The organism is Gemmatimonadota bacterium, from assembly GCA_016712265.1.
In the GTDB taxonomy this organism is placed as follows: domain Bacteria; phylum Gemmatimonadota; class Gemmatimonadetes; order Gemmatimonadales; family Gemmatimonadaceae; genus RBC101.
In genome coordinates this window covers 1,157,679-1,183,773 of sequence record JADJRJ010000030.1, presented here as the reverse complement: position 1 = coordinate 1,183,773, position 26,095 = coordinate 1,157,679, and the positions used below count along the sequence as shown (strand labels likewise).

The 26,095-nt window shown below is 67.0% G+C and carries 19 protein-coding genes; 16 read left to right on the top strand and 3 right to left on the bottom strand.

Features of this window, described 5'->3' with window-relative positions:
• Positions 1–91 precede the first annotated feature (91 nt).
• The 12 genes from IPK85_20650 to IPK85_20595 all read left to right on the top strand — a co-directional run bounded on the left by IPK85_20650 (position 92) and on the right by IPK85_20595 (position 14,860).
• Positions 92–643 carry a CBS domain-containing protein gene (locus tag IPK85_20650; GenBank protein MBK8249775.1) on the top strand — a complete coding sequence of 184 codons (552 nt, stop codon included), beginning with the start codon at positions 92–94 and terminating at the stop codon, positions 641–643.
• Between the two features lie 160 nt (positions 644–803).
• Positions 804–3,068: a TonB-dependent receptor gene (locus IPK85_20645; GenBank protein ID MBK8249774.1), complete on the top strand. Its 2,265-nt coding sequence runs from the start codon at positions 804–806 to the stop codon at positions 3,066–3,068.
• Between the two features lie 135 nt (positions 3,069–3,203).
• Entirely contained in the window at positions 3,204–4,475 is a 1,272-nt protein-coding gene (locus tag IPK85_20640; GenBank protein MBK8249773.1) for a universal stress protein, read from the top strand.
• Between the two features lie 170 nt (positions 4,476–4,645).
• A complete protein-coding gene (locus IPK85_20635) occupies positions 4,646–5,770 on the top strand; it encodes a hypothetical protein (protein MBK8249772.1) in 1,125 nt (374 codons plus the stop codon).
• The gene (locus tag IPK85_20630) at positions 5,767–6,429 is read left to right on the top strand and encodes a response regulator transcription factor (protein MBK8249771.1); all 663 of its coding nucleotides are present in this window, start codon (positions 5,767–5,769) and stop codon (positions 6,427–6,429) included. The genes IPK85_20635 and IPK85_20630 overlap by 4 nt, the downstream gene beginning before the upstream one ends.
• A gap of 89 nt (positions 6,430–6,518) precedes the next feature.
• On the top strand, positions 6,519–8,297 hold the full coding sequence (locus tag IPK85_20625; protein ID MBK8249770.1) for a PAS domain S-box protein: 1,779 nt from the start codon (positions 6,519–6,521) through the stop codon (positions 8,295–8,297).
• A 103-nt stretch (positions 8,298–8,400) separates the two neighbouring features.
• Entirely contained in the window at positions 8,401–10,182 is a 1,782-nt protein-coding gene (locus IPK85_20620) for an ABC transporter ATP-binding protein (GenBank protein MBK8249769.1), read from the top strand.
• Positions 10,179–11,465, top strand: coding sequence for an HlyD family efflux transporter periplasmic adaptor subunit (locus IPK85_20615; protein MBK8249768.1), 1,287 nt, complete (start codon positions 10,179–10,181; stop codon positions 11,463–11,465). The genes IPK85_20620 and IPK85_20615 overlap by 4 nt, the downstream gene beginning before the upstream one ends.
• Complete coding sequence (locus IPK85_20610; protein ID MBK8249767.1) at positions 11,462–12,832, top strand: TolC family protein; 1,371 nt, start codon at positions 11,462–11,464, stop codon at positions 12,830–12,832. Before IPK85_20615 ends, IPK85_20610 begins: the two co-directional genes overlap by 4 nt.
• 185 nt (positions 12,833–13,017) lie before the next feature.
• Entirely contained in the window at positions 13,018–14,115 is a 1,098-nt protein-coding gene (locus tag IPK85_20605) for an ATP-binding protein (GenBank protein ID MBK8249766.1), read from the top strand.
• Positions 14,112–14,480, top strand: a complete 369-nt coding sequence (locus IPK85_20600; protein MBK8249765.1) for an Hpt domain-containing protein — start codon at positions 14,112–14,114, stop codon at positions 14,478–14,480. Before IPK85_20605 ends, IPK85_20600 begins: the two co-directional genes overlap by 4 nt.
• Positions 14,477–14,860, top strand: coding sequence for a response regulator (locus IPK85_20595; protein MBK8249764.1), 384 nt, complete (start codon positions 14,477–14,479; stop codon positions 14,858–14,860). The genes IPK85_20600 and IPK85_20595 overlap by 4 nt, the downstream gene beginning before the upstream one ends.
• Here the strand turns inward: IPK85_20595 and IPK85_20590 are convergent.
• Positions 14,857–15,615 (bottom strand): ubiquinone/menaquinone biosynthesis methyltransferase, encoded by a 759-nt coding sequence (locus IPK85_20590; protein MBK8249763.1) that lies wholly within the window; start codon positions 15,613–15,615, stop codon positions 14,857–14,859. The genes IPK85_20595 and IPK85_20590 overlap by 4 nt on opposite strands.
• A 104-nt stretch (positions 15,616–15,719) precedes the next feature.
• Here IPK85_20590 and IPK85_20585 point away from each other — a divergent pair, with 104 nt between their 5' ends.
• Positions 15,720–16,868: a mannose-1-phosphate guanylyltransferase gene (locus tag IPK85_20585; protein ID MBK8249762.1), complete on the top strand. Its 1,149-nt coding sequence runs from the start codon at positions 15,720–15,722 to the stop codon at positions 16,866–16,868.
• Here the strand turns inward: IPK85_20585 and IPK85_20580 are convergent.
• Positions 16,865–19,945 carry a prolyl oligopeptidase family serine peptidase gene (locus tag IPK85_20580; GenBank protein MBK8249761.1) on the bottom strand — a complete coding sequence of 1,027 codons (3,081 nt, stop codon included), beginning with the start codon at positions 19,943–19,945 and terminating at the stop codon, positions 16,865–16,867. The two genes, IPK85_20585 and IPK85_20580, sit on opposite strands and share 4 nt — an antisense overlap.
• 270 nt (positions 19,946–20,215) lie before the next feature.
• Between IPK85_20580 and IPK85_20575 the strand changes: the two genes are divergently transcribed.
• Both IPK85_20575 and IPK85_20570 read left to right on the top strand, forming a co-directional pair.
• Positions 20,216–23,236: a SusC/RagA family TonB-linked outer membrane protein gene (locus tag IPK85_20575; GenBank protein ID MBK8249760.1), complete on the top strand. Its 3,021-nt coding sequence runs from the start codon at positions 20,216–20,218 to the stop codon at positions 23,234–23,236.
• Positions 23,237–23,240: 4 nt separating this feature from the next.
• Positions 23,241–24,662 carry a RagB/SusD family nutrient uptake outer membrane protein gene (locus tag IPK85_20570; protein ID MBK8249759.1) on the top strand — a complete coding sequence of 474 codons (1,422 nt, stop codon included), beginning with the start codon at positions 23,241–23,243 and terminating at the stop codon, positions 24,660–24,662.
• 78 nt (positions 24,663–24,740) lie between these two features.
• On the opposite strand, the gene IPK85_20565 is transcribed toward IPK85_20570, so the two are convergent.
• Positions 24,741–25,253, bottom strand: a complete 513-nt coding sequence (locus tag IPK85_20565; GenBank protein ID MBK8249758.1) for an RsmD family RNA methyltransferase — start codon at positions 25,251–25,253, stop codon at positions 24,741–24,743.
• A 57-nt stretch (positions 25,254–25,310) separates the two neighbouring features.
• Between IPK85_20565 and IPK85_20560 the strand changes: the two genes are divergently transcribed.
• On the top strand, positions 25,311–26,078 hold the full coding sequence (locus IPK85_20560) for a CPBP family intramembrane metalloprotease (GenBank protein ID MBK8249757.1): 768 nt from the start codon (positions 25,311–25,313) through the stop codon (positions 26,076–26,078).
• The last annotated feature ends 17 nt before the right edge of the window (positions 26,079–26,095 follow it).

Sequence of the window (26,095 nt, the reverse complement as noted above, 5' to 3'; positions counted from 1 at the left end):
CGGCCGTTCCCTGACGTCGGCGCTCCGCGAACGCTGACTGCGGGGTGACTCGGGCCGGTCTACCATGGCAGGGCACCTTCCAGGAGGCTCCATGCTGCGCGTCAAAGACATCATGACCCCAAACGTGGTGACGCTCACGCCGGAGCAATCGCTCCGGCAGGCGATCGACACCCTCGTCACCTGCCGCATTCAGGGGGCCCCGGTGGTCGACAACGGTCGGGTGGTGGGTGTGTTGTCGGCACCTGACCTGCTGGAATTCGAGTCGGTCGCCGGCAACGAACCGGAGGAAACCGACGAGGGGGATGTGGAGGAGTGGCAAGAGGGCGACGAGTGGTCCTCCAGCTACTTCACGGACCTCTGGACCGGGCGAGACGAAGACGTCGTCGAACGGGTCGCCACACAGGGCCGGGCGATGAGCTTTCTCGATAGCCACACGGTCGGCGAGGCGATGGCACGCACGGTCTGTACCCTCCCGGCTGACCTCGAGGTCTCGAACGCGGCCCAACGTCTCCTCGCCGCCGGGGTCCAGCGGGCGATCGTCACGGACGATACAGGCTTTATCGGGATCCTCTCGGCCACGGACATCTTGCGTGCCGTCGCCGAACACCGCCTGACCGTGAAGCAAATGGTCTTCGTGAAGTAGGCGACCCGCCCGTTCAACGCGAACAAAGGCCGCACGCCGGGCGTATCACCGGGTGCGGCCGTCCGTTCGTTGGAAAGGAGTGGGCTCCGCGCCGGTCTCGCGATTATCGTGCAGCGTTCCCGGCTCCACCCATCAACGGGGCGCCCGGCAAGGGGCATTCATGATCAAGCTGGTGACCGTGCTCGGCGTCTTCGCGGTGGCGACGGCGGGCGCTCAAGGAGTTGGCGGGGTCCGTGGGCGCATCACCGACGCCGCCGACGGACGCCCTATTCCCGCAACCACCGTGCGTTTGGTGGAGCTGCGCCGCATCGACGTCTCCCATGAAGATGGGGTGTACGAGATCAACGGCGTGCCGGCCGGACGGTATTCCGTGAGTGTGCAGCGCGTGGGGTACCGTCCGCGGACCGTGCCGCTCGTGGTGGCGGGCTCCGAAACGACGGTCCTGGATATCGCACTCGACGCGGCGGCACTACAACTCGCGCAAACGGTCGTCACGGCGTCTGCGGGGGAGCGGAGCAGCCGCGAAGTGCTCAGTTCGACGTCGGTCGTCAGCGGGGCTGCCCTCGACCGGCAGAGCGCGGCGACGGTGGCAGGGGTGCTCCAGAACCAACCGGGGGTGTCGGTGACGTCCATGGGGCCAACCACCGCCCGTCCCGTGATTCGTGGGCTGGGGGGCGACCGCATCCTCATGCTCGAGGACGGCCAGCGTTCCGGCGATCTCTCGTCCCTGTCCGGCGACCATGCCGTGGCCATCGAGCCATCCACGGCGAAGCAGATCGAGGTCGTGCGCGGGCCCATGTCACTCCTGTATGGCAGCTCGGCGTTAGGGGGAGTGGTCAACGTGGTCCGCGAGGAAATTCCCACCACCATTCCGGACCAGTTGCATGGTGCCCTGTCGTTCGAGGGTGCGTCGGTCAGCCGTGGGACCAGCGTCGGTGGGTATGCTGCCCAGCGTGCGGGCCCGCTCGCCCTGCGCGGCGAGGCGTCCTGGCGACGCTCTGCAAACATCCGTACGCCGCTCGGAGCGCTGGTCAACACGGAGGCCCAGACCGCCAACGGCGCAGGTGCCGTCGCCTGGGCCGGCACGGCGGGCCACGTGGGCGCCTCGTACCGCTTTTACGGCTCCAACTACGGCATTCCGGGCGGCTTTATTGGCGGACACGAACAGGGGGTCGACATCCGCATGCGACGCCACACGGTTCGTGCCGAGGCCGAGCGGACGAAGCGGACAGGGCCATTCACCTCCATCCGCTCCACCGCTACGATCACGCAATACGACCACCAGGAAATCGAGGCGGGCGGCAGCATTGCCACGCGGTTCGAGCAATTCCAGTCCGTCGGAGAGGTGGTCGCTCGGCATGAAGCGGCAGGCCCCTTCGCCTCGGGGGCGATTGGTGTGCGCGCGCAATACCGCGACATCGTCACGGGAGGGACGCTGCGGACGCCATCGACGGGAGACCAGACCCTCGCCGGTTTTGCCATCGAGGAGGTGAAGGTCGGCCGCCTCGCCCTGCAAGGAGGGCTCCGGTACGATTACGCGTCATACACCCCGCGTCGCCGCACCTTCATCTTTGTCGGTGGCGAGCGAATTCCCGTCGAATCACGGACCTTTGGCGCCGTCTCGGGCTCGGTAGGTGCCATCTACGACCTGCGCGAAGTCGTCCATCTCGGCGTGAGCCTCAACCGGGCGTATCGCACCCCGGACTTCAATGAGTTGTATTCCAATGGGCCGCATCTCGCCGCCAACTCCTTCGACGTGGGCGATCCGCGCTTGCGCCAGGAGACCGGACTCGGTGTCGATGCCTTCATCCGGGTTGACCGTGAGCACCTGCGGGCCGAGGTGAGTGTCTTCAGGAACCGACTCGACAACTTCATCTTTCCCTCGAGCCGTGGTCGCGCCGAGCTCGGGTCACAAGGCGCACGGCCGCGATTCCAGTATACCAATGAGGACGCGCGCTTCTCCGGCGCCGAGGGCCAGCTGGAGCTTGCGGTGACTCGCCGCTGGGTCGTGGACATGACAACCTCGATCGTGCGGGCGCGTTTCACCTCGATACGTGCGCCAATCCCGGTCATCACCGACCTGGACACCTCCTTTGTCCCGGCGGCCGCCCACCCGCCGTTCATTCCACCGATCAGCGGCAACCTCGGCATCCGGTACGACCGACCCGCCGCCTACGGAGGCCTCACCATGCGGTGGGCGGGACCGCAGGAACGACTGGGCGACTTCGAGGCACGCACCGCCGGTTACGCCGCGGTAGGTGCGAATGTGGGGTGGAGGCGACTCATTGGCAGCCGCCTGCACACGGTCACCCTGCGCGTCGACAACCTGTTCGATCGCGCGTACCGCGACCATCTCTCGCGCATCAAGGAGATCATGCCGGAGCCGGGCCGGAACGTGAACCTGTTGTATCGGTTGTCGTTCTAGTCGGGGATCGCCGGACAGGGGAGATTGCACCTCCTGACGCGTGGCGTGGTAGGCTGCTGACAGACGGAGTGCCTCGTTGGTGCGAAACTCCCGCCAAGGCATCGCAATGGTGCGAGCGCCGGATCGGGAGGCCTCATGTCCCTCACAACGACAGCTCCGTTCGCGGGCACAGATACCGCGGACGACGTACGCGGGATTGCCCCACGCGCTGACGGTCCGATCGTCGTGGCCAGTGATGGTACGACGTCCGCCGACGCAGCGGTCCGACTCGGCGCCCAGCTTGTGGCCCGCGGCCGTGGAGCCATGCATGTGGTGACCGTCCTGCCACCGGCGCCACTCGTGGCTGCAGATTACGGCGTCCTCCTGCCGCCCATCGAGACCGAGCAACAGCGACGCGACGCCCTCGTGAGCCGGGTGCGTGCGCAGCTTCGGGAGTTGTTAGGCAGCGAGGCGGACGTGGTGGTAGAAGTCCGCTCCGGGGACCCGGCGTCGCGTGTCGCGGCGTACGCCCGCGAAATCGGTGCACGCACCATCGTCGTTGGGCTTGGCCATCATGACCTGCTCGATCGCCTGTTCGGCGGCGAGACCGCGCTGCACATCCTGCGGCAGGCGTCGGTGCCGGTGCTGGCGGTGCCCGCCCAGGCACAGGTGCTGCCTTCGCGCGTGATCGTCGCGATGGATTTCAGCCCGACCAGCGTGCAGGCGGCCAAGGCGGCACTTGCCGTGTTTCCCGGTGTCAGCATCCTCTATCTCGCGCACGTCGCCCCGAGGCTCGAACTCCAGCCAGAGGCGTACGCGGCATGGATGACGGAATATCAGGGCGGCGTTGAGCCGGCCTTCCAGAAGGTACGCGCGGAGCTGCATGTCCCTCCGCAGGTGACCATTGAGACCATCACGCTCACCGGGAAGCCGTCGCGGGCCCTCCTGGACTTCGCGCGAAGTGCCCACGTGGATGCCATCGTAACGGGGAGCCGCGGTGCCGGCTTTGTGGACCGCATGCTCGTTGGGTCCACCGCCACGGGGCTGGTGCGCGGCGCCCACGTCATGGTCTTCGGCGTCCCCTCCGGTTCGGCGCCAGTTGAGGTCAGTGGCTCGCACGAGGAATGGGCGACCCGGCTCACCGACTTCACCCGGAGAAACGCGGGCAGGGATGCCACTCTTGAGGTCGATGATCCTGACCTTGGGGCCCAGACCATACACCGGGGATACCCGTTCCTCGGCGCCGCGTGGGACCACAATGACCAGCGCGTCGAACTCATGCTGGGAGAACAGGATACGACACGTCACTTCACGCGTGGTGTCACCGGGGTGACGGCAGTGGACGTGTTAACGGACGGCCACGGAAGGGACGCAGTACTACGGATCGCGCACGGTTCAGGTCAAACGATCCTGACGCTCGTTCGCTGAGGGGGCGGCGAGTCCGCGGACGGAGGCGACTCCGCGAGCGGCGTGCGTTTCCGGTGCCCCAGTCGGGGCACCGGGGACTGGATGTAGGGTAAAGCCCTACGGTTTCGTCCGGTGTACCCGACGGTGCCAGGGTTCCTTTGGTCGTACCCTTTTCAGATGAGGGAGCACCAGTGTCTGTCTCCATGCATGCTGTGGTCACACCGGTCGGCAGTCGGCCGGTGATGACGGTCATTCGCCGCGAGGTGGCCGGGGTCGATTCGCCCGGCCCCGTCGATCGCGTGCTCAACGCATTTCGACGCGCCCCCTTGATGGTCAAGGTCGGTGGGGCGTCGCTACCGCTCCTCGCCACCGTGGTCCTCCTCTCCTGGTGGAACCTTCGGCTCGAGGCGTTGCCGAGGTACGCGTTCGCCTTGGTGCTGGTCGTCGCCTTGGCGACCGTCGTGGTGCACCTGGCCCTGGTGTCCTTTGCCTGGCACCCCATCGATCACGTGCGCCAGGCGGTCGACGCCTTTGCACGCGGTGACGACCTCACGCGCGTTCGTCCGTCGAAATGGTCGGACGAGGACATGGTGCGACTGGAGCGGAACGTGGATCGCCTGTTTGATGCGGTGCGGCGCGACCGCACACGATATCGCGCGCTGGCGGCCCAGGTCGTGCGCCACATGGAGGACGAACAGGGGCAGATCGCGCGCGAGTTGTTTGATTCCACGGCCCAGTCCATGGCGGCGCTGTTGCTCGAACTGCGCGCCCTCACGTCGGGGACGACGGATGCGCGACTGCTCGATCGGGTGGACGGCGTCCGCCAGATTGCCGCGGGGGTCCTGGACGATGTGAAGGCGCTCTCACACGAAGCCAATCCGCGCTGGCAGGCCAACGAGGGACTGCAGGGGGCGCTGCAGCATCTGGTCAGGGAGCACAACGAGCACACGGAGACTCGACTGACGTTCGATGCGCCTAACGCCGCTGTCCTGGCGGACCCCGCCGCGAGCGCGCTGGTCTACCGAACGGCCCGTGCGGCGCTCCGATTTGCGGCGCAGGAGCGATGTCCCGGCCTTGACCTCTCGGTCCGCGTGGATGCGGATCGCCTGGTGCTCGACGTGATCGATGCACGCGAACGCGCGGCGCCGATCGCGGGGGCCACAGAACCGGAGTCTATTGAAGTGCTGCGCGCGCGCGCTGAGCTGCTCGGCGGGTCGCTGGACGTGCAGCGTGAAGGTGATCGGCGGCGTTTGCGTCTCGAGGTCCCTCTCGCCATTGGGTCGACTGGCGACCTACCCCAACAGGAGTCACCATGAAGTCAGACCTGATTCGCGTCGTCCTGGCCGACGATCACACCGTCGTCCGCGCCGGCCTCAAGGCGGTGCTGGGTACGGCCCGAGACATTGATGTCGTTGGCGAGGCGCGGGACGGCAAGGAGGCGATTGCCCTGGTCGACCGCTTCCACCCCGATGTGGTGGTCATGGATCTGTCGATGACCGGGATGGACGGCGCGACGGCGACCAAGGAGATCGTCGCGAAGGGGGAGGACACACGGGTGCTCATCCTGACCATGCATCCCGAAGAGGAGTTCCTCGTCCCGCTGCTCGAGGCCGGGGCCGCCGGGTACCTGGTCAAGAGCGCCGCCGACCGAGAGCTGGTGGATGCTGTGCGGGCCGTCGCCAACGGCGACCTGTTCGTGCGGCCGTCTGCGGCTCGGGTGCTGGCCAAGGGGCTCACGCGCAAGGACCCGCAAGACGCCGACAAGGACCGGTATGCACGCCTGACCGAACGCGAGCGGGATGTGCTCCGCCTGACGGCCCAGGGCTACTCGGCCCCGGAGATTGGTGAGCGCTTGTTCATCAGTCCGAAGACCGTCGACACGTACAAGCAGCGCATCAACGAAAAGCTCGGGCTGTCGCATCGGGCGCACTACGTGCAGTTTGCCCTTCGCTTGGGGCTCTTGCAGGAGGCGTAGTCATCAGCGAACAACCCGAAGGCAGCTCGGACGATCCGTCGCGCCGCTGGCGGATCGCGCTCACCCTGGCCGGTGTCGCGTGGGCCGTTGTGCTTCTCCTGCTGGTGGTCACGGTGGTCCAGCTGGAGTTGGAGCAGGGGTGGAGCCTTCAGCGGGGTTCCATCGTGCTGTTCGTCGTCGCGGTCCTCATGGGGATCGGCGGGACCGGGTTCGCGTTCAACTCGCTCCAGCGTCTCCGTCGCACGACGCGCGACCTGCAACGGTCCGAACGAACGTTCCAGGGGATCCTGATGATCGCCGCCGATGCGATCATCTCGGTGGACGAGGATCAGCGCATTGTGCACTACAACCACGGTGCCGAAGCCATGTTCGGGTATTCCGCCGACGCGATGGTCGGCCAGCCTCTGGAGCGGCTGCTGCCCGAGCGGTTTCGCGGCTCACATCGGCGCCACGTCCACGCTTTTGGGGCGGGGGCCGACGTGGCGCGTCGCATGGGCGAACGGCGACAGATCTTCGGGCTGCGGCAGGATGGCAGTGAATTCCCCGCAGAGGCGAGCATCTCCAAGCTGGAAGTGGACGGCGTGCGCCTGTTCAATGTCGTGCTGCGGGACATCACGGTTCGGCTGCGCGCCGAGGAGTCCGCGCGATTCCTCGCGCGTGCAAGCAACGACTTGAACGCCACTCTGGACTACGAAGAGTCGCTGGTGGCCGCGTGTCATGCGGCAGTGCCGTATCTCTGCGACTGCGCCGTGATCGACATCCTGGAGAGTGGTGGCGAGGTGCGCCGGCTGACCAGCGTGCACGATGATCCGATGAAGACGCGCGCCCTGCGTGTCCTGGCCGGCCGTCAGCCCACGGTCTCGGATTGGCCATTCCCGGTCGCGAGTGTTCTCGGGGGGGCAGCCGGCGGAGCCCGGCGCGGGATCCCGACGGCAGCTTCGGACGTGAGCACGCCGATTCGGGCTGCAGTGGAGTCGCTGGGGGTCGTGGCGAACATCACGATGCCGCTCCGCGCGCGGGGGCGCGTGTTTGGGGCGATGTCCCTGGTGTCGACGGACCCCAGGCGTGCGTGTGGCGATGACGAAGTGGCGCTCGCACACAGCCTGGCGGATCAGGTGTCGGGCGCGATCGACAATGCCGCATTGTATCGGGATGAGCGGCGCGCATCGCAAATGCGTGACGAGTTGCTGGGGATCGTTTCCCACGACCTGCGCAACCCGCTGTCGGCGATCAGCATGTGCGCGCGGGTGCTCGCGGAACATGAGCCAGCCACGACGGCCGGACGGTCCGAGGTGGCCGGTGCCATCCTGGACTCCGTCGCGGCCATGCAACGACTGATCCAGGACCTCCTCGACACCGCGACGATCGAGTCCGGCCACCTGCGGATCACCGCCGAGATGGCCTCGATCGATTCGGTCCTCCGCGGCGTGCGCACGATGATGTCCGAGTCGGCCGCGGAACAGGGGATCGTGCTCACGTTTGACACGGCGCCCGACCTTCCAACTGTTGAGCTGGACGCGTTGCGGATGGAGCAGGTTCTGGCGAACCTGGTGGGCAACGCCATCAAGTTCACTGAGCGCGACGGGCGGGTCACGGTGCGGAGCGCCCGTGCCCCGGGCGGGCTAAGCATTGAGGTGGAGGACACGGGGATGGGCATTCCCTCGGAGTCCCTGCCACACATCTTTGATCGTTTCTGGCATGCGCGGCGGGCGTCGCGAACGGCAGGAACGGGGCTCGGGCTGGCGATCGCCCGTGGCATCGTCCTGGCGCACGGCGGGACGCTCGCCGTGCGCAGCGAGGTCGGCGTAGGGAGCACCTTCTCGATCTTCCTCCCAGCGGCGACCGAACCCGTTCCGGTGAGTGCGTAGAAATTTGTATGTGTTACGTCTGAAAGTAGAAATTGTAGATGTGAATCAGGCTGGCTAGGGTTCTCCCGCGTGCTCCTCGGCACGTCGTCCCAGCCACCCGCCCGTGACTCCGGCACTCGCCTCACCCTTTGCCCCAACGGTCCCCGACGATGCGTCGGGGGCCCGCCACCTCTCGCCGCTCACGCGACTCTGGCGCCTGCTTCGCCAGGAGCGCTCCCTCGTCGTCGCCGTCTACGGCTATGCGGCGCTCGCCGGATTGTTTGGCCTCACCCTTCCCCTGGGGGTCCAGGCCATCATCGGCCTGGTGTCAGGCGGCCTGCTTCTCCAGCCGGTCGTGCTGTTGGTGGCCTTTGTCATCCTCGGGACCGTGGCCAACGGCGCCCTGCAGCTGCAGCAACTGGCCGTCGTCGAGCTGGTCCAACAACGGGTCTTCGCGCGATTCGCCTTTGACTTGACGGACCGGCTCCGGCGGGTGCGTCTCGATCGCGTGGGGGACGTCGACCTCGCGGAGTCGATGAATCGCTTCTTCGAGATCAAGACCGTCCAGAAGAGCCTGGCCAAGCTGTTGACCGACTGGGTGGCGGCCGGGCTCCAGGTCCTGCTCGGATTGCTCCTGCTCACCTTCTATCACCCATACTTTTCGCTGTTTGGGGCCGTGCTCCTCGGCGGGTTGGCACTCGTCTTTCGCCTCACCGCCCCACGGGGATGGCAGACCAGCCTCGGGGAGTCCCACTACAAGTACCGCGTGGCCCATTGGCTGGAGGAACTCGCGCGGACCTCGCGCACCTTTCGCTTTGCCGGCCCGACCGACCTGCCCGAGCGGCGCATGGAGGATGAGGTCAGTGCATACCTCGGATACCGGGCCGCGCACTTCCGCGTACTCGTCCGGCAGTCGGTGGCCTTTGTCGGCGCCAAGACGCTGATCACCGCCGGTCTCCTGATCATGGGGAGCCTCCTCGTGGTGAATCGCCAAATCACCCTCGGGCAGTTTGTGGCCTCCGAGATCGTGATCGTGACCGTCCTGCTCGCCGTGGAAAAGCTCATCCTTGGCTTGTCGGATGTGTACGACATCCTCACGGCGCTGGAAAAGGCTGGGCACGCGGCCAGTCTCCCGGTGGAAGGCAGGGACGGCGTGGTGCCGGGGTCCTCTTCGACCGGGATGGGCGCAGCGTTAAGCTTGCACGGCGCACGATTCCAGCACGAAGGGGCGTCCCGTCCGTCGTTGTTCGAGACCTCGTTCACGGTGAGTGCCGGCGAACGCGTCGGCGTGACGGGGCCGCGTGGCAGCGGCGTGTCGACCCTGCTCGGTGTGGTCGCCGGGATCCTGCCATCGTATGCCGGGGTCGTGACGCTCAATGGTGTTTCCTGGCATGACCTGGACGCAGTCTCCGCACGCGCAATGATTGGGTGGGTGGGAGCGGACCCGGACCTGTTTGACGGGACGTTGTTCGACAACCTGGCACTCGGACGTCCGGGGGTCACGGCCGAGGATGTCATCGCGCTATTGGACCGGGTGGGGTTGGGGCATTGGGTGGCCGCGTTACCCGATGGGCTTCAGACGCCGGTTCGGGCGGGCGGGAGGGCGCTGTCTCGCGGGGTCGTGGTGCGACTGCAGGTGGTCCGTGCCCTGGTGGCGCGGCCCGGCTTGGTTGTGGTGGACGGCGCCCTCGACCAGCTCGACCCAGCGGACCGCGCGGCGCTGTTCCCCGTTCTTTTCCCCGCGCGGAGCGAGTGGACCTGCCTGGTCGGCACGGCTCAGCGAGACGTCCTCGCCTCCATGGATCGGATCGTCAGGCTCGAGGCCGGGCAGCCGACGGTCGGCGGGACCGCGCGCGAGATGCTGGCTATGGATTCCTGGTGTTTGGCACTGGCGGTGTCCGCATGAGTGGCGCCGAGCTGGTGGTTCCCAGGCTTCCGTCCGCACAACTCCACCTTGCGCACGAGCGGCACTGGCGCATTGGCCGTATCCTGCTCGTGATGCTCGCGGTGGCCGTGGGCATCGCCTTTCTCCCGTGGCAGCAGAATGTGCAGGGCCGTGGTGCGGTGACCTCACTGCGACCCGAGGATCGCCCGCAAGTTGTGCCAGCGCTCATCGCGGGCCGGATTGAGTCGTGGCATGTCGCCGAGGGGGAACGGGTGTCGAAGGGACAACTACTGCTCACGTTGTCCGAAGTGAAGGAGACCTTCCTCGACCCGCTGGTGGTGGAGCGCACCGCGGCACAGGTCGAGGGCAAGGCCACCGCGGTCGAGGCGAAACGCGAGAAGGTGGCGGCGCTGACGCAGCAAATCGAGGCGCTGTCCCGCGCGCGCGAGCTTAATATTGGGCAGGCGCGCAACAAGATTGCCGAGGTCGAGGCATCCATCGTGGCTGCCGAGCTGGACTCGGTGATCGCTGGACGACAGCTCGAGCGAAATCGCGTCCTCTTCGACGGCGGACTCAAGTCTCGCACCGACCTGGAGGCATACCAGGTCAAGGCGCAGGTCGCGACCGCCCGGTTGGTGGAGCGGAGACAGTCGCTGACCAACGCGCGTCTGGAGGTGGCGGCGGTCGATGCGGACTACGCGGACAAGTATGCCAAGGCCATGTCGGAGCGCAGCGCGACCAACGCCGAGGTCGGGGAGGGGGAGGCGGATGTCGCCAAGCTCCGCAGCTCGCACGCCTCGCTCGCGCTGCGCCGCGAGATGTATCGCATCGTGGCCCCGCAAGACGGCTACGTGGTGCGCGCGGTGCGATCGGGGGTCGGCGAGACCGTCAAGGAGGGAGATCCCGTGGTCACGGTGATGCCGGCGGAGCCGCTGGTCGCGGTGGAGCTGTACGTTCGTCCCATGGATGTGCCCCTGCTGGCGCCCGGACGCAAGGTGCGCCTGCAGTTCGACGGGTGGCCCGCCCTGCAATTCTCTGGTTGGCCCAGCGTCGCGGTGGGGACGTTCGGGGGCGAAATCCGCGTGGTCGACTACATCAACGCCGCGGACGGTTCATACCGGGTGCTGGTGGTGCCGGATCCCCGCGACGAGCCTTGGCCCACGGAGCTCCGGGTCGGATCGGGCGTCCTGGGGTGGACCATGCTCGACGAGGTCCGCGTTGGGTACGAGGTCTGGCGACGGCTGAATGGCTTTCCGCCAGCGGTGAACCTGCCGCCCACGCCGCCAACGAAGCGCCTCCCATGATGACCGCGTTCGCTGTCCTGATGCAGGTCGTCGTTGCCGACACGGCGGTGCTGTCCTTCGCCGAGTTCCAGCGACGCGTGGCGACAGCGCATCCCATCGTCCGGCAGGCGCGCTTGCTCGACACCCTGGCCATGGGCCGGGAGCGGGCAGCGCGCGGGGCCTTCGACCCGCGCGTTAGTGCCCAGTGGGACCGCAAGGCACTCGCCGGCAAGGCGTACTTTGACTACCTGGATGTGCAGTTGAGTATTCCCACCCAGGTCGGGGTCGACGTCAAGGTGGGCTTTGAGCGGGCCCGCGGCCCGTTCGCCGCACCGGATCGAGGAACCCCAGGCGGGGGGTTACTGACGGCCGGTGTCTCATTGCCGATCGGACAGCGACTCGTGACCGATGAACGTCGCGTGGCGCTTGCGCAGGCCCGGGCGATCCGCGACGTGGCGGCGGGTGAGCGTGATGCGTTGGTGAACAAGCTCTTCTCGACGGCGGCGGACGCGTATGCCGCCTGGTACGAGGGGCACCAGCGCGTGCTGCTGGCAGAGGAGGGAGTGCGACTCGCGGCGATACGGCAGGTGGCACTGCGGGCTCGCGTGGAGCAGGGCGATGCCGCGGCGATTGATACCATTGAGGCCGGGCTGGAGGTAAGTCGACGCCAATTGGCCCGACGTGAAGCGATGCTGTCGCTCCAGAACGCAGGCGTGTTTGTCGAGAGCCTGTTGTGGGATGACCGCGCACAGCCCATGCAACTGGCGGACAACCTGCGACCGGGTGGCGCCGAACTCGCGTCGGTGTTGGCCGGCCGGGTGGATGCTCCGGAGGTGCTCGCGGCAGCGCGTGAGCACCCGGAACTTCGCAAGGCGCTGGCTAAGGTCCGGGAACAGGACGCCGTGCGCCGATTGGCGCTCCAGCGCGCCGTCACCCCGGATGTCAGCGCTACCCTTACCTCGCTTGCGGAGCCCGGGGATGCGCTCGGGTCCGTGACCGCGGACGCGAAGGCTGGAGTGGGGGCCAATGTTCCGCTCCTCTGGCGTAAGGAACGCGGAACCTTGCAGGCGTCCACCGCACGGCTCGACCAGCTCGCGTCTGAGCGCGCCGTCGTCGCGCGCGGCGTCACCATCGCGATCCAGGTTGCGCTCAACGAGTGGAGGGCCCTGGAGGAGCTGCTGTCGATGCAACGCGAGGTGGTGGAGCAGGCGCGGCGATTGCGCGAGGGGGAGGATCGGAAGTTCGCGGCAGGGGAGAGCACCGTGTTCCTGGTCACGGCACGGGAACGCTTGGTGTTGGATGAGGAGGTGAAGCGTATTGCCCTGGAGGCCAAACGATTTACGGCGCTGGGGAAGCTCACGGTCGCACTCGGTCGTCCGGCGAGCTGAAGCCGGGCCCCCGTGTACTGCAGGGAGGGCGAGTCCCCGCCGATACTCCCAAGGAAGCCCCGGGTTGAGGGGCGGCCTCCCTCGCAGCAATGCACAGATCCCCGCGACCGGTTGACCATCGGTTCAGTTATCGCCGAGCAGCGCGCCTCCTGAAGGAGCGTTTGTGGCGTACTGGGGGGTGGATTGTGCTCGGCGCTGCAGGAATTGGCCTGGGGACCGGTGAGTTGGCAGCGGGTGCCTTGGCGGGGGCCCTGGCCGCCGCGGTCGGGGCGGTCTGGTATCGGGCGGCGCACCATCGCACCACGCGGCGTCTGGCCCGACGGGCCAACCGGCCGACCACCGTCGAAGACAGGGATCGCCAGCTGGCGCGGGCCGCCATGACCGAGCGGCGTCTGGTGGACGTGGCCGCGAACCTGCGCGCCGCCCAGTCCCAGCTGGAGGCCGACATGGCGGCACGGCAAGCCATGGCTGACCAACTCGCCGTCGCCCTTGTCCGGGCGGGAGAAGCGAACCGCGCCAAGAGTGCCTTTCTCGCCAGCATGAGTCACGAGCTGCGCACCCCGCTCAATGCGATCATCGGCTTCTCGGACCTCATGCTGCGCGGCGCCCAGGAGCTCGCGACCAGCCAACGGACCTACCTCGAACGGATCAACCGGGGCGGGCGCCACCTCCTGGCGCTCATCAACGACATTCTCGACCTGTCGCGCATCGAAGCGGGCAAGGTGGTGGTGGAGGTGTGCGACACCGACCTGCTGCCTGTGATCCAGGAAGTCATTGAGCTGCACGCCACCCATGTCGCGCCCGGGGTGACCCTGGAGGCGGACGCCCCCACAGGTCCGCTCATCGTATCAACCGACGCCATGCGCCTGCGACAGGTCCTGGTCAACCTCGTCTCCAATGCCCTCAAGTTCACGAAGCAGGGCCGCGTCCTGGTGCGCGTCGCGCTAAATGAGCACGGGGCTCCGTCCCGGATCGACGTGACCGATTCCGGAGTTGGGATCGCCGCTGATCGGCTCGAGGCCATCTTCGAGCCCTTTGAGCAGGCCGACAACACGACAGCACGTACGCACGGTGGCACGGGCCTGGGGCTCGCCATTTGTCGGCAATTGTGTGCCTTGCTCGATACCCACCTTACGGTGACGAGTACGGTTGGTGTGGGGACGACCTTCAGCCTCCACCTGCCCGTCGCCGGCAACCTGCTGCGCACACGAGACCTGGTGGCCGCCCAGGCCACAGCGCACGCCACACCCCACCACCCTCCCACAGAGGTCCTCGTCCCATGACCCCCACCACGATTCCAGCGGAGATGCACGAGGCGATCACCATGATCGAGCGGTTGGGCGGACGGGCCCTCGTCGATAAGATCGTCACCATGTTCGAGTCCTCGGCGCGCGACCGATTCGCCAAGCTGGACGTGCTCATATCGGCCGGGGATAGCCACCAGGTCTCGCGGATCGGTCACGCGATGAAGGGGAGTGCCGCGCAAGTTGGCGCGACGGGATTCCGGGACCTCGCGGCGGCGCTCGAGAAGGACGCCGCGACCCTCGACGCGGAGGGGCTGGCAGCACTGGTGACGCGGTTGCGGGACGCCTTTTCCATCTCGCTCGACCAGCTGGCTGCCTGTCGTTCAGCGGGGGCGCAGGAATGAGGCGTATCGCGGTGGTCGAGGACAATCCGGACAACCGGCTGCTGGCGGTGGCGCTCCTGGAGGGCCGCTACCACTGCGACGAATATGAAACGGGCTTCGCGGCACTGGACGGGATGGTCGCGTCCCTCCCGGACCTCGTCCTGCTGGACATTTCCCTCCCGGGTATCGATGGTGTCGAGACCCTCAAGCGGCTCCGCGCGGACGCGCGTCTGGCTCGCCTCCCAGTGATCGCGGTGACGGCGCACGCCATGGCCGGCGACCGCGAGCGGTTCTTGGCCGAGGGCTTTGACGACTACCTGACGAAGCCGATCCTCGACGAGCAGGCGCTCCTGGGCGCGATCGCTCGCGGCCTGACGAAGGCGAGCAGCCCGACCGGCTAACGGCGCTGCGCAGCATGGAGGGCGACGCCCCCCAGCAGGTACGTCCGTCGACTCGCGACGGCGAACCCGGCGGCGTCGAGGGCGGACTCCCACTCGGCGACGGTGACCCAGGCGTCGATCGACGTCGCGATGTAGGAGTAGATCACCGGCGCCCGGTGCCACCACCAGCCGAACGCGCTACCGGCAAGATGCAGGTAGGTGAGGAACGCGCGCCGCCACGGTCGCGCGGCGGGGCGATAGAAGTCGAGCGTGTACAGCCAGCCGCCGGCGCGCAGGACACGGTGTGCCTCGCGCAGGGCCGCCGTCAGGTCGGGCACGTTGCGGAAGGCATAGCCGGCGGTGAGGGCGTCGAGGGACGCGTCGGGCACCGCCAGGTGCGTCAGGTCGCCCACGTCGAACCTCAGCCCGGCGCGTTGGCCGCCACGGGCCCGCGCCTGCTCGATCATTCCCGTGGCGGCATCGATGCCGAGGACCTCTGCCGACGGGTGCGCCGCGGCGACCGCGAAGGCCAGGTCGCCAGTGCCGCACGCGAGGTCGGCCACCCGCGAAGGCTGTCCCTGCACCAGCGCCAGCAGCTCACGCTTCCATGCCGCGTCCATCCCAAACGAGAACCACCTGGTAAAGGCGTCGTACCGCGGCGCGATGTGCTCGAACATCGGGGTCACAAACGCTTGCTTGCGTTCGGGGTCCCGCACGATGGCGGCGACGTCGAGCTCGTCGAGCGCTCGTGCGGACGGGACGTGGGGCGTGGGCATCTCCCCAGACTAACCCGGGGTGTGGCCTTTGGCAGCCGGCGCACCCAGATTGGCGTCATGAGTTCGGCATCCGCCGCGCAATGAGCTACCGACCGACCCCCCCTGTGCTGACCCCTCCCGTGGGGGGCGTCGGCGTACTGACAGGTGTCCGTGCGGCAGGTCCGGATCTGCTGGAGGCGAATGCGGCGATGTGGGCCGTCGTGCTGGCCGGCGGGATTGGGTCCAGGTTCTGGCCCCTCTCCGGGCCGCGGCGGCCCAAGCAACTCCTGCGCCTGGTTGGCGATGCGCCGATGATCGCGGAGTGCATCGAGCGCCTGGCGCCGCTGATTCCCCCGGAACGCGTTCTCGTCGTCACGAGCGCGGACATCGAGGCCCCGATCCGGAGCGCGATTCCTGGCGTTCCCCCGATGAACGTTCTCGTGGAACCGCGTCCCTTGGGAACGGCCGCCGCGATCGCACTGGCTGCGGATGCCGTGATGCGGCGGGCCGGGCCCGATACGGTGGTCTGCTCGATGCCGGCGGATATCGCCGCGGCGTTTCCGGAAGGGTTCCGGGACACGATTCGCGTCACCGGGGCCCTGGTCGCCCGGGAGGATGCGATCGGCGCGATTGGCGCGCGGCCGGTGCGGTCAGATGTCGGGTTCGGTTACCTGGTGCCTGGTGAGCCACTTTCAAGCGAGCAGCCGGTGGCCGCCGGCGGACCGGGTTGGGTCAGGCGCTTCGTCGAGAAGCCGACGAGTGAAACGGCCCAAGAGTTGATCGACGACGGTGCCTGGTGGCACACCGGGGTGGCTCTGTGGCGTCCACGCGTGATGCTGGACGCGCTACAGGCCCGCACGCCAGAGGTGGCCGACGCGCTCGGATTCCTGTCCGCGCAGGTCATGGATCGTTTTTTTGGGGAAGTGCGTTCCGTCTCCCTCGAGCGGGGGCTCTTCGAACGGCGGGTCCCGCTGTTGCTCGTCCCGAGCGACTTTGGCTGGGATGACGTCGGCACCTGGGCGTCGCTCCGTCGCTCCCGTGAGCTGGACGACCAGGGCAACGGGGCGCACGGCGACGTGCATTTTGTGGACGCGTCGGGCAACATCGTCCATGCCGAGCATGGCGACGTGGTGGTCTACGGCCTGGACAACCTGCTCGTGGTGACGGTCGACGGGATCACCCTGGTGACGAGTGTCGACCGGGCGACCGACCTCCGCCCGCTCCTGGAGCGCCTCCCGGCCGACGTCCGGATGATGCGCGACGCGGACGCCTAACGATCTGCGACCCGCCGGCGCTTCTCGGCCTCGGCACTCAAGTATCCGAACGACGCCCACTGCGATCGCGTGGCGATGATCCGGTCAAAGATCGCCTCGGCCTCGGCCGGTCGCCCGTTGTACAGGTGCCAGTTGCCGACGCCGTAGGCGGTGGTGACATCATCCAGCCCGCCATCGGCCCCGAAGTTGCGCAGAACCTCCTCCGGCTTGAGCAATCCCTTGTACAGCAGCAGCAAGCGGTGATACGACCCGTTTTCGATGACGGGCATGTCTGCCGTGATCGGATCGAGAATACGGGCGGCCTCCGCGTCACGACCCATCCGACGCAGCGTCATGTAGAGCCAATGCGAGGTTGCGACCTGCATGTCCGGGTTGGTCGACACCTTCATGTCCTCGCGGTAGGCGCGCAAGGCATTGGTGAAGTCCCCCTTGAGGTAGTACGCCAGGCCGAGGTGATACCAGATGTTGGATTGGAGGGTGCTCGTCGGGATGCCGCGCGCGTTCGGGGCGCCATCGGGTTCCACTTCGTCCTTGCGCCCGCGAATGAGGGTGGCGGCCTTCTCGAAGTCCGCGATGGCCTCGTCAATGCGGCGGACGCTGAGGTACCGGTGGCCGCGGTGGCGGTACATCCGCGCATCGTTGGGGTGCTGGGCGATCCCGTCGGTGAAGATGGCGATGGCATCGTTGAACCGGCCCGGATATGCGGTGCGCCGCCCCAACCAGATCAGGGAGTCGGCGTTGGCCGGGGCCATGCGCCAGGCGCGTCGCGCGTCCGCCAGTTGCTCGGCCATGCGAGTCGCGGCGGCACCGGTTGGGGTGTTGCGGTATAGCGGCTCCCCGGTGAGCGACGTGGCCTCGACAGCCGGGGCGGGACGGGACTTGAGGTGCGAGTCGAAGAAGCCGAGCAGGCGTTCGTGATAGTCGATGAACTCCGCGCCGTTCGTTCCCGGGGTCCCGTGACCGGAGTTCATGTAGTTCACCCAGGTCACGTCCTTTCCGAGGCGACGGAGCGCATAATACATCTCGCGCGAGTTGTCGGCCGGCACGTTGGAATCCTGCTCGCCCGTGACCAACATCAGCGGGGTGGTGATGCGGTCCGCAAACATGATCGCGGAGTGTGCCACGTATTTCTGCGGCTGCTGCCAGAGCGTGGCGCCGAGGCGGTCCTGGCTCTTCTCGGCAGCGTGGATGTTGCGAACACCCAGGCGCGGGCTGTCGGTGTAGAACGAGATCATGTCGACCTTGCCCGAAACGTTGACGGCAGCCTTGAAGCGTGGCGTCTGCGTGATGAGCAGGTTCGTGGCGTAGCCCCCGTAGCTCGTTCCGAATACGCCCAGGCGTGCCGAGTCGGCGATGCCGCGTTCGACGAGGGCGTTCGCGGCTGATGTGACCCCCTTCAGCCAGGCCTCACCGGGAAACCCTGTCTCGAAGGCAACGGACGGTTTGACCACCACGTATCCGGCCGAGGTGAACACGTTCGCCGTGGCGTCAAAGGTGTCGTCCAAGAACTCTTCGTAAACGTTGAAGAGGGTGGGGGCCGGTGTCCCGGTGCGGAAGTCGGCCGGGAGGTAGGCCACCCCGTAGCGGGTGCGCCCGTCGGTGTCGCGATACGTGATCAGCTCGGTTCGCGCCAGGGTCTTGCTGGCGAGCTGGGGGTTCGCGTTGGTCAGTGCCCGTGGCGTCCGCAGGGAGGGGTCCGCGCTGTAGAGTTCTCCCGGTCGGTTGCCTTCGCTGGCCGTGAACACCAAGCGCGATCCGTCCTTCGAAAGGCGAAAGCCCTGGTACAGACGACGATCCCTGGCGAGGTCTTCGCGCTGTCTGGTCGTGCGGTCCACGCGAAGGAGGCCTCGTTCCCACTGGGTGCGTGAAGCGTGAGTGAAATACAGGTGGGTGCCATCCGGTGACCAGGCGACCGGGGCGTATCGCGGCGCGCTCGGAAGGGTGTCCGTGGCGAGGACGAGCTCACGCTGGCCGGAGGCGGCGTCCGCGACCCAGAATCCCTGGGGATTCGTCAGGAGGAGCGCGTCGCCGCGGGGGGACCAGCGGGCAACCGAAAACCTGGCGGTGGCCCGCGCCTGCCGAGCGGCGGCGCTGGTGTCCTGGGCGGTGGCCGGCACCGAATCGGGCCCAGCGATCTGACGCGGGGCACCGTCGCCCAGGCGTGCGACGTAGACCCGGCCGTCGCGCGCATATGCATAACGCCGTCCGTCCTCCGCCCACGACAACGTCATCCCACGAAGCGTGGGGTGGATAATTGTCGCGGGCGCCTGCGAGCCCAGCTGGCGGAGCATCAGCCGATTTTCTGTCCCGAAGATCACGTCGTAGTCAGTCTTGGTCGTGATGTCCTGCTGATAGGCGAGGAGTGAGTCGTCTGCGGAGAGGGTAAAGCTGGCGATGTTGCCCTCCGGCAGGAGTTCGCTAGTGCGTCCCGTCGCGACATCGATCGCGGCGATCGATCGCACGTTGCCGAGTCGACGGATGCCGTCCCAGGCGAGGAAGGGGTCCTTGCTGTCCTGCACGAAGACCGGGCCGCGTGTGAGCCGCGCGAATTCGGCCGCGACACGTGCCTTCCATTGGACGGTACGAAGGGACACGACGACGCGGCGACCGTCGGCGCTCCATCGAAGGTCGGAGTTTTCGGCGACGTACTGTCCCGGTGGCACGGGCAGCGTCCGCGCGACGCCGGAGATCCGACTCCAGACCATGGGCACGAACGTGCTATCGACGAGGACCAGCATACCGAGCAGGGCGGCATCCGGCGACCACGCGGCTGCCCGAACATTTCGAGGGTCTGGAAAGACCTGACGACGTTCTCCGGTGGTGGCGTCGATGATCCACACGGTGGCGTGCGCTGGGCGGATGTATGACGGGTCGCCGTCGCGGCGATAGTCGACCCCGAGGCCGCTTCGCCGGGTGGTCGAGGTTGCCGCGATCCACCGGCCATCCGATGTAAGGTCGACGACAGCAAACGAGGTCACGTCAAGCGCGTCGTTGGCCGTGAAGGGCGACCTGGGCTGGCTGTGCGCGGTCGGGGAGAGGCACAGCACGACGACGAGGCAGGCGCTTCGAATCGACATGTGGGGTGGGTGCGGGTCACCCAAACTCGGGGTCGGCGAGGCGCCCCGCAACTCGGGGGCAGTCGCAGCGGCCCGTCCCATCGCGCTGTAGTAGACGGCGACTCGTCCCGTCCAGCGATCCATTCATCAAGCGAATGGATCGTGATGGTTTCTTGACCATTTCGTCACTGACACCGAAATTCCGCGCAGCGAGTCACTCCATGGCTCGCCGCCGGGCAGGTGGTGATGCCCGGCGCGTGGTTTCCCCAGTCCCCATCGAGGGAGGTATTTGTGCGAAGGTTTCTTGTATTCGCCATCGCATCGCTCGCCCTGCTGACGACGTCGTCGGCGGGGGCGCAGCAACGCGAAATCACCGGAACGGTGACGGTCACCGGAACGGGCCAACCGCTCACGGATGCCATCGTCGGCGTGGTGGGCAGCGCGGGCGGCGCCCGCACGAACGAACGCGGTGAGTATCGGCTGCGCGCGCCGAACGGCGATGTGACCATTCAGGTGCGCGCGATCGGGTACAAGCGGTCGACCCAGCGTGTCGCCGGCTCAGCGAGCACGGCCAACTTCTCGATGGAGAAGGACGTGCTGCAACTCGAAGGCGTGACGGTGACCGGTGCGGCTACCACGATCGATCGCAAGAACGCCGCGACGTCGATCTCCGCCGTGTCCGCCCAGGAACTCGCCCGCGTGCCGGCGCCGTCGCTTGAGAGCGCGATGCAAGGCAAGACGGTGGGCGTTTCCTTCAACATGAATAACGGTGCGCCGGGCGGTGGTGCCCAGGTGCAGATCCGCGGCGCGTCGTCGCTCCTTGGGAACATCCAGCCGCTGTTCGTGGTGGACGGCGTCATCATTTCGAACGCGGTGCGTGCCACGCGCCAGTCGGTCGCGACCCGCCAGCTCAACTCCGGCGAAGAGAACGGCACGAACCGGCTCGCGGACATCAACCCGAACGACATCGAGTCGGTCGAGGTGCTGAAGTCGGCGGCGGCGAGCGCGATCTACGGCTCGCAGGCGACCAACGGGGTCGTCGTGATCACGACGAAGCGTGGTTCGGCCGGCGCTCCGCGCTTCAATCTGTCTCAGCGAGCCGGTACGTATTCGCTGCTGCGGAACAAAGGGACGCGGAAGTTCAAGGACCTCGACCAAGTCCTGGGTGTGATCGGCAACAACGCCGAGGGAATTGCCCTTGCCCGCGCGAACTGCACGCCGCAGTGCCCGTACTATGACATGGTCGGCACGCTGTTCGGCCGCAACGACCCGACGCTCGAGACCTCGCTGACCCTGACGGGTGGCGTTGGCTCGCAGGGCCGGTATTTCCTGTCCGCGAACCATCGCGATGAGCAAGGGATCGCGACCAACACGTATGCCGTCCGGCAGTCGATGCGCGCCAACATCGACCAGTCGATTGGCTCGAAGATCAATGTGTCGCTCGGCATGAACATGATCCGCTCGCGCGGCGCGCGCGGCGTCACGAACAACGACAACACCTTCTCCTCTCCGCTGTACGCGTGGGGCTATACCCCCGCCATCGCGGATTTCACGAAGCGCAACGCGAACGGGATCATCGTCGATAATCCGTTCCCGGGCGGTGGCGTGCTTAACAGTGCCAACCCGTTCCAGACGTACGACCTGTTCAAGAATGACGAGGACATCTGGCGCCAGATTTTCTCCGGTCGCGCGAGCTACAACGCCTGGACCACCGACAAGAACAACGTGACCCTGACGGCGATTGGTGGCGCGGACCGATTCAGCAATGAGTCGTACGTCCTTGCCCCGCCTGAGCTCCAGCAGGTGCGCCTCGGGGCGCCGGGCGGCGGCGCGACGCCGGGCACCGTGGTTCAGGGCAACGGCACCAACAAGTTCGTCAACGGGACCGTATCGGCCGTGTGGAACAACAACACCTTCTCGTGGATGAACTCGACGACCCAAGTCGGGTTGCAGTACGAGGAACGCGGATCGAACGACTACAACCTGATCGCCCGCGGCCTTGCGCCGCAGCAGATCAACGCCAACGCCCAAGCGCAGGTGGTGACCGCGGAGCAGACGCGAACCCAAATCAAGAACCAGGCGTGGCTCGCCCAGCAGGAAGCGGTGATGTTCGACGAGAAGCTCTACCTCTCGGTCGCTGTGCGCGGCGAGCGGTCGTCGGTGAACGGCGACCCGACCAAGTTCTACTACTTCCCGCGCGCGTCGGCATCGTACCGGTTGGTCAACTTCGTGCCGAAGGTCAGCGAGCTCAAGCTGCGCGCATCGTATGGGCAGGCGGGCAACCAACCGCAATACGGTGAGCGCTTCCTCGTGCTGGCTTCGTCGGGTCAGATCGGCGGAAGCACCTCGCTCGTCCAGAACCCCACGGTGAACAACCCGCTCGCCAAGCCCGAGATCAACAACGAGATCGAGGTGGGTTTTGACGCCTCGATGTGGCGTGACCGCCTGCGGTTGGAGGCGACCTACTTCAATCGAAAGATCACGGACCTCCTCGTGCGTCCGGTGCCGGCGCCCTCCACGGGCGTTGCCTCGACGATCGTCAACGGCGGTGAGATGGAGTCACAGGGGTACGAAGTTGGCCTGACGGCCATCCCGGTGCAGACCAACAACCTCACCTGGACCTCGCGGGCCACCTGGTACCAGAACCGTCAGGACATCACCGATTTTCCCGAGGGAGTCCTGCCGTTCCTTGCCCCCGCTGGTGGTGGATTCGGGAACGCCTACGGCCGCCTCCGGTTCACCGAGGGGTACCCCGTCTCCACGATCTGGGGCAACACGGTGGGCGCCAACGGCGCGGTCTCGGCCAACGCCATCGCCGACGCGAACGCGAAGTACATGATGAACTTCACCAACGACGTGCAGTATCGTCGCCTGACGTTCACCAGCGTGCTGGACTACAAGCACGGCGGCTACCTGTCGAACCTGACGCAGTCCCTGTACGACGAAGGCCGGAACACGTGGGACTACGATGATCCGTCTCCGGATGCGGCCATCGGGGCCACCCTCGGCGCCTACCGTTTCAACAAATGGAACGGGGGCTCGGACGCTCGCGTGTATGTGCAAAAGGCCTCGTTCGCCAAGCTGCGCGAGCTGTCGGTCTCGTACGACATGCCGCAGAACTGGTATTCCCGTATCCCGGGCGCCCGCAACGGCCGCCTCTCGGTCTCCGGGCGCAACCTGTTCATGATCACGCCCTACAACAGCTACGACCCGGAAGTGAACAACGCCGGCAGCGTCGTGGCCCGCGTCGTCGACCTGGCGCCGTTCCCGCCGACGCGTTCGTTCTTCCTCACCATCGACCTGGGGTGGTAACCACATGACCACCTCCCATACTTCCATGAAGCACTCGCTCTTCCGGGTCGCGGCCGCCACCCTTGTGGCGCTGACGGCGGCCTGCAATGCGGACCAGCTGAATATTCGGGACTTCAACCGCCCAACCATCGACGGCGTGGCCAAGGACCCGAATGGGATCCAGATCCTCGCCACCGGTCTCACCGATGCGGAGCGCGACCAGTGGTTTGGCATGATCTCGGACTTCGGGATCTTCGGCCGCGAGTCGTATCGGTACTTCGCCACTGACGCCCGTTCCGTCTCCAACTACCTGATTGGTATCGCCGGCCCCAAGCTCGATCCGGCGGGCTTTGCCTCGGGCAACTGGGGTGGGCGGTTCCAGCAGATGCGGAACGTCGTGAAGTTCAACGAGGCCGTCGACGCTGCTCCCACCCTCTCCGCAAGCGACAAACGGGGAGCGAAGGGTTTTGCGAACACGTTCTATGCGCTGAACGTCATGTACCTCATTATCTCTCGTGACACCCTGGGGACCCCGGTGACGATCACGGAAGACGTGACCCAGCCGGCCCCCTTCGTCACGCGTGACTCTGCCTACAAGTTCGTGATCGGCACGCTCGACGCGGCCGCTCAGGACCTGGCGGCGGGTGGTGCGGCGTTCCCCTTTGCGTTGCACGCTGGCTACACCGGGTTCAACACACCCTCCACGTTCCTGCGGTTCAATCGCGCGCTCGCGGCTCGGGCGAATAACTACCGCGGGTCCCTTGGTTGTGGTGCGCCGTGTTACAACGCCGCGCTCACGGCCCTCCAGGGCACCTGGGTTCCGGCGCTGGGGTCGACGGTCACGCAGGCTAACCTGGATGTCGGTGTGTATCACATCTTCTCCACTGCGGCCGGCGACACGCCAAACACCGCGTCATTCACCCAGGATGCGCAGAACTACGCGCATGCGTCTACGGTGACCGATGCGCAGGCTCGCACCGGGGGCGTCGATGCCCGCGTCGAGCGTAAGGTGGTCGCACTCGCGGCGCCCGTGCCATCGCCCGGTGGCTTCGGGATTGCGGCGACGCATCGTTTCAACGTGTACCCGACCAACACCACCAACGGCCCGATTGTGCGAGCCGAGGAACTCATGATGTTGCGCGCAGAGGCCAACATCATGACCGGGAATGCGAATGGCGCGCTGCAGGATGTCAACGCGGTCCGCACGGTGTCCGGTGGTCTGCCGGCCGTGGCGAGCCTCGGCGCCACCCAGGCCGCGCAGCTCGACGCCATGCTGTACGAAAAGCGCATGTCCCTGCTGTTCGAAGGGCACCGCTGGCATGACCTCCGCCGGTACAACCGGCTCGGGACGCTGCCGCTGGACCGCACGAACCACTTCGTTGCCCGGGTGATGCCGATCCCGCAGGCGGAGTGCGATGGACGTTCAACGAAGCCGAACGGCTGCTAGTTCGGACGCAGGCAGGGAGGGGAGGCCGGGTTCGCATCGCGAGCCCGGCCTCTTCGTTTGCGGGGCCCGCCTAACGCGTCAGCGATACGTGGTGAGGGCGCTGTCCCCCAGGCGCACGCACGTGCCGCCGGGCGGCAGCGCATGACCGGTCGCGTGCTCGACGGACAACACACGCGCGAAGCGCGAGACCAGCCACCCCTCGATCAACCGATCGAGCATCCGTGACTCGTACGGCGGGTCGGCAAACGCGAGGTCGTAGGCCTCGGGCGCGATCGCTGCCGCGAAGGGCAGGGCGTCCTTCTTGAAGACTCGGGTTCGGTCTCGCACGCGCAGCGCGGCAACGTTGGCCTTGAGCGCATGCAGGCTGGACGGGCGCGTCTCGACAAAGTCGACGGAGCGGCTGCCCCGTGAGAGCGCTTCGAGCCCTACGGCACCGGTCCCCGCAAAGAGGTCCAAGACTCGTGCGCCCGGCAGCTCGGCGGCCACGAGCTCCATCCACCGGATCCGGACCAGCTCGGATGTGGGTCGCACGCGATCGTCGTTGGGCGACGTCAGGTCGCGCCCCGCAAAGGTGCCGCCGACGATGCGCATGGAGGGAGACGGTGAGATCCGGCGAAACGATGGCCCGGTGACCACGTACTTTAGTGCATGCCTGCCCCTGTTGCTTCCCCGCTCCCCGCCACGCGCCGCACCTATTGGCACGAGGCGCGCGCGCCCAGGTACAGCCTGACGTTCGCTGTGCCGCTGTTCGTCCTGTACGAGTTCCTGGCGGCTGCCCTCCACGGCGTCTCCGGCGGGGTTCGCAACGGGGCGGACGTGATGCTCAAGGCGCCGTTCATCGCGGCATTCGGAGGACGTGGACCGCTGGTCTTCGTGGGCCTGCTGGCCGTTGCCTGCGGCTGGGCGATCCTGAGAGACCGAAAGAAGGGCCCGATCCACGGGGCCACCTTCGGCCTCATGTTCGTCGAGTCGCTGGCCCTGGCCGCCGTGTTCGGTGTGGTGATTGGCACCCTCACCGCGAAGCTGCTGGGCCCGTTGCAGGGGACCGGGCTCGCCCTGGCGCAGCTGGATCGGCTGGGTGTGCCCGGCGGTATCATGGTGTCGTTAGGCGCGGGGCTCTACGAGGAGCTGCTGTTCCGGGTGGTGCTGGTTGGCGCGATGCTCTGGGGGGCGAAGCGCCTGCTCGGCTGGGGGCCGGTGGCGAGCGGCACCTTCGCCATTGTCGCGGGGGCGTTGGTATTCTCCGGGTTCCACTACATCGGGGCGTACGGCGATCCCTTCACGATCAGTTCCTTCACCTTCCGTGCCGTCGCCGGGTTGGCCTTTAGCGGGCTCTATGTGCTCCGCGGGTTCGGCATTACGGCGTGGACCCATGCCCTGTACGACATCCTCATCGTGATGTTTGGCGGCGGCTAAAAGGTCTCACCGCCCGG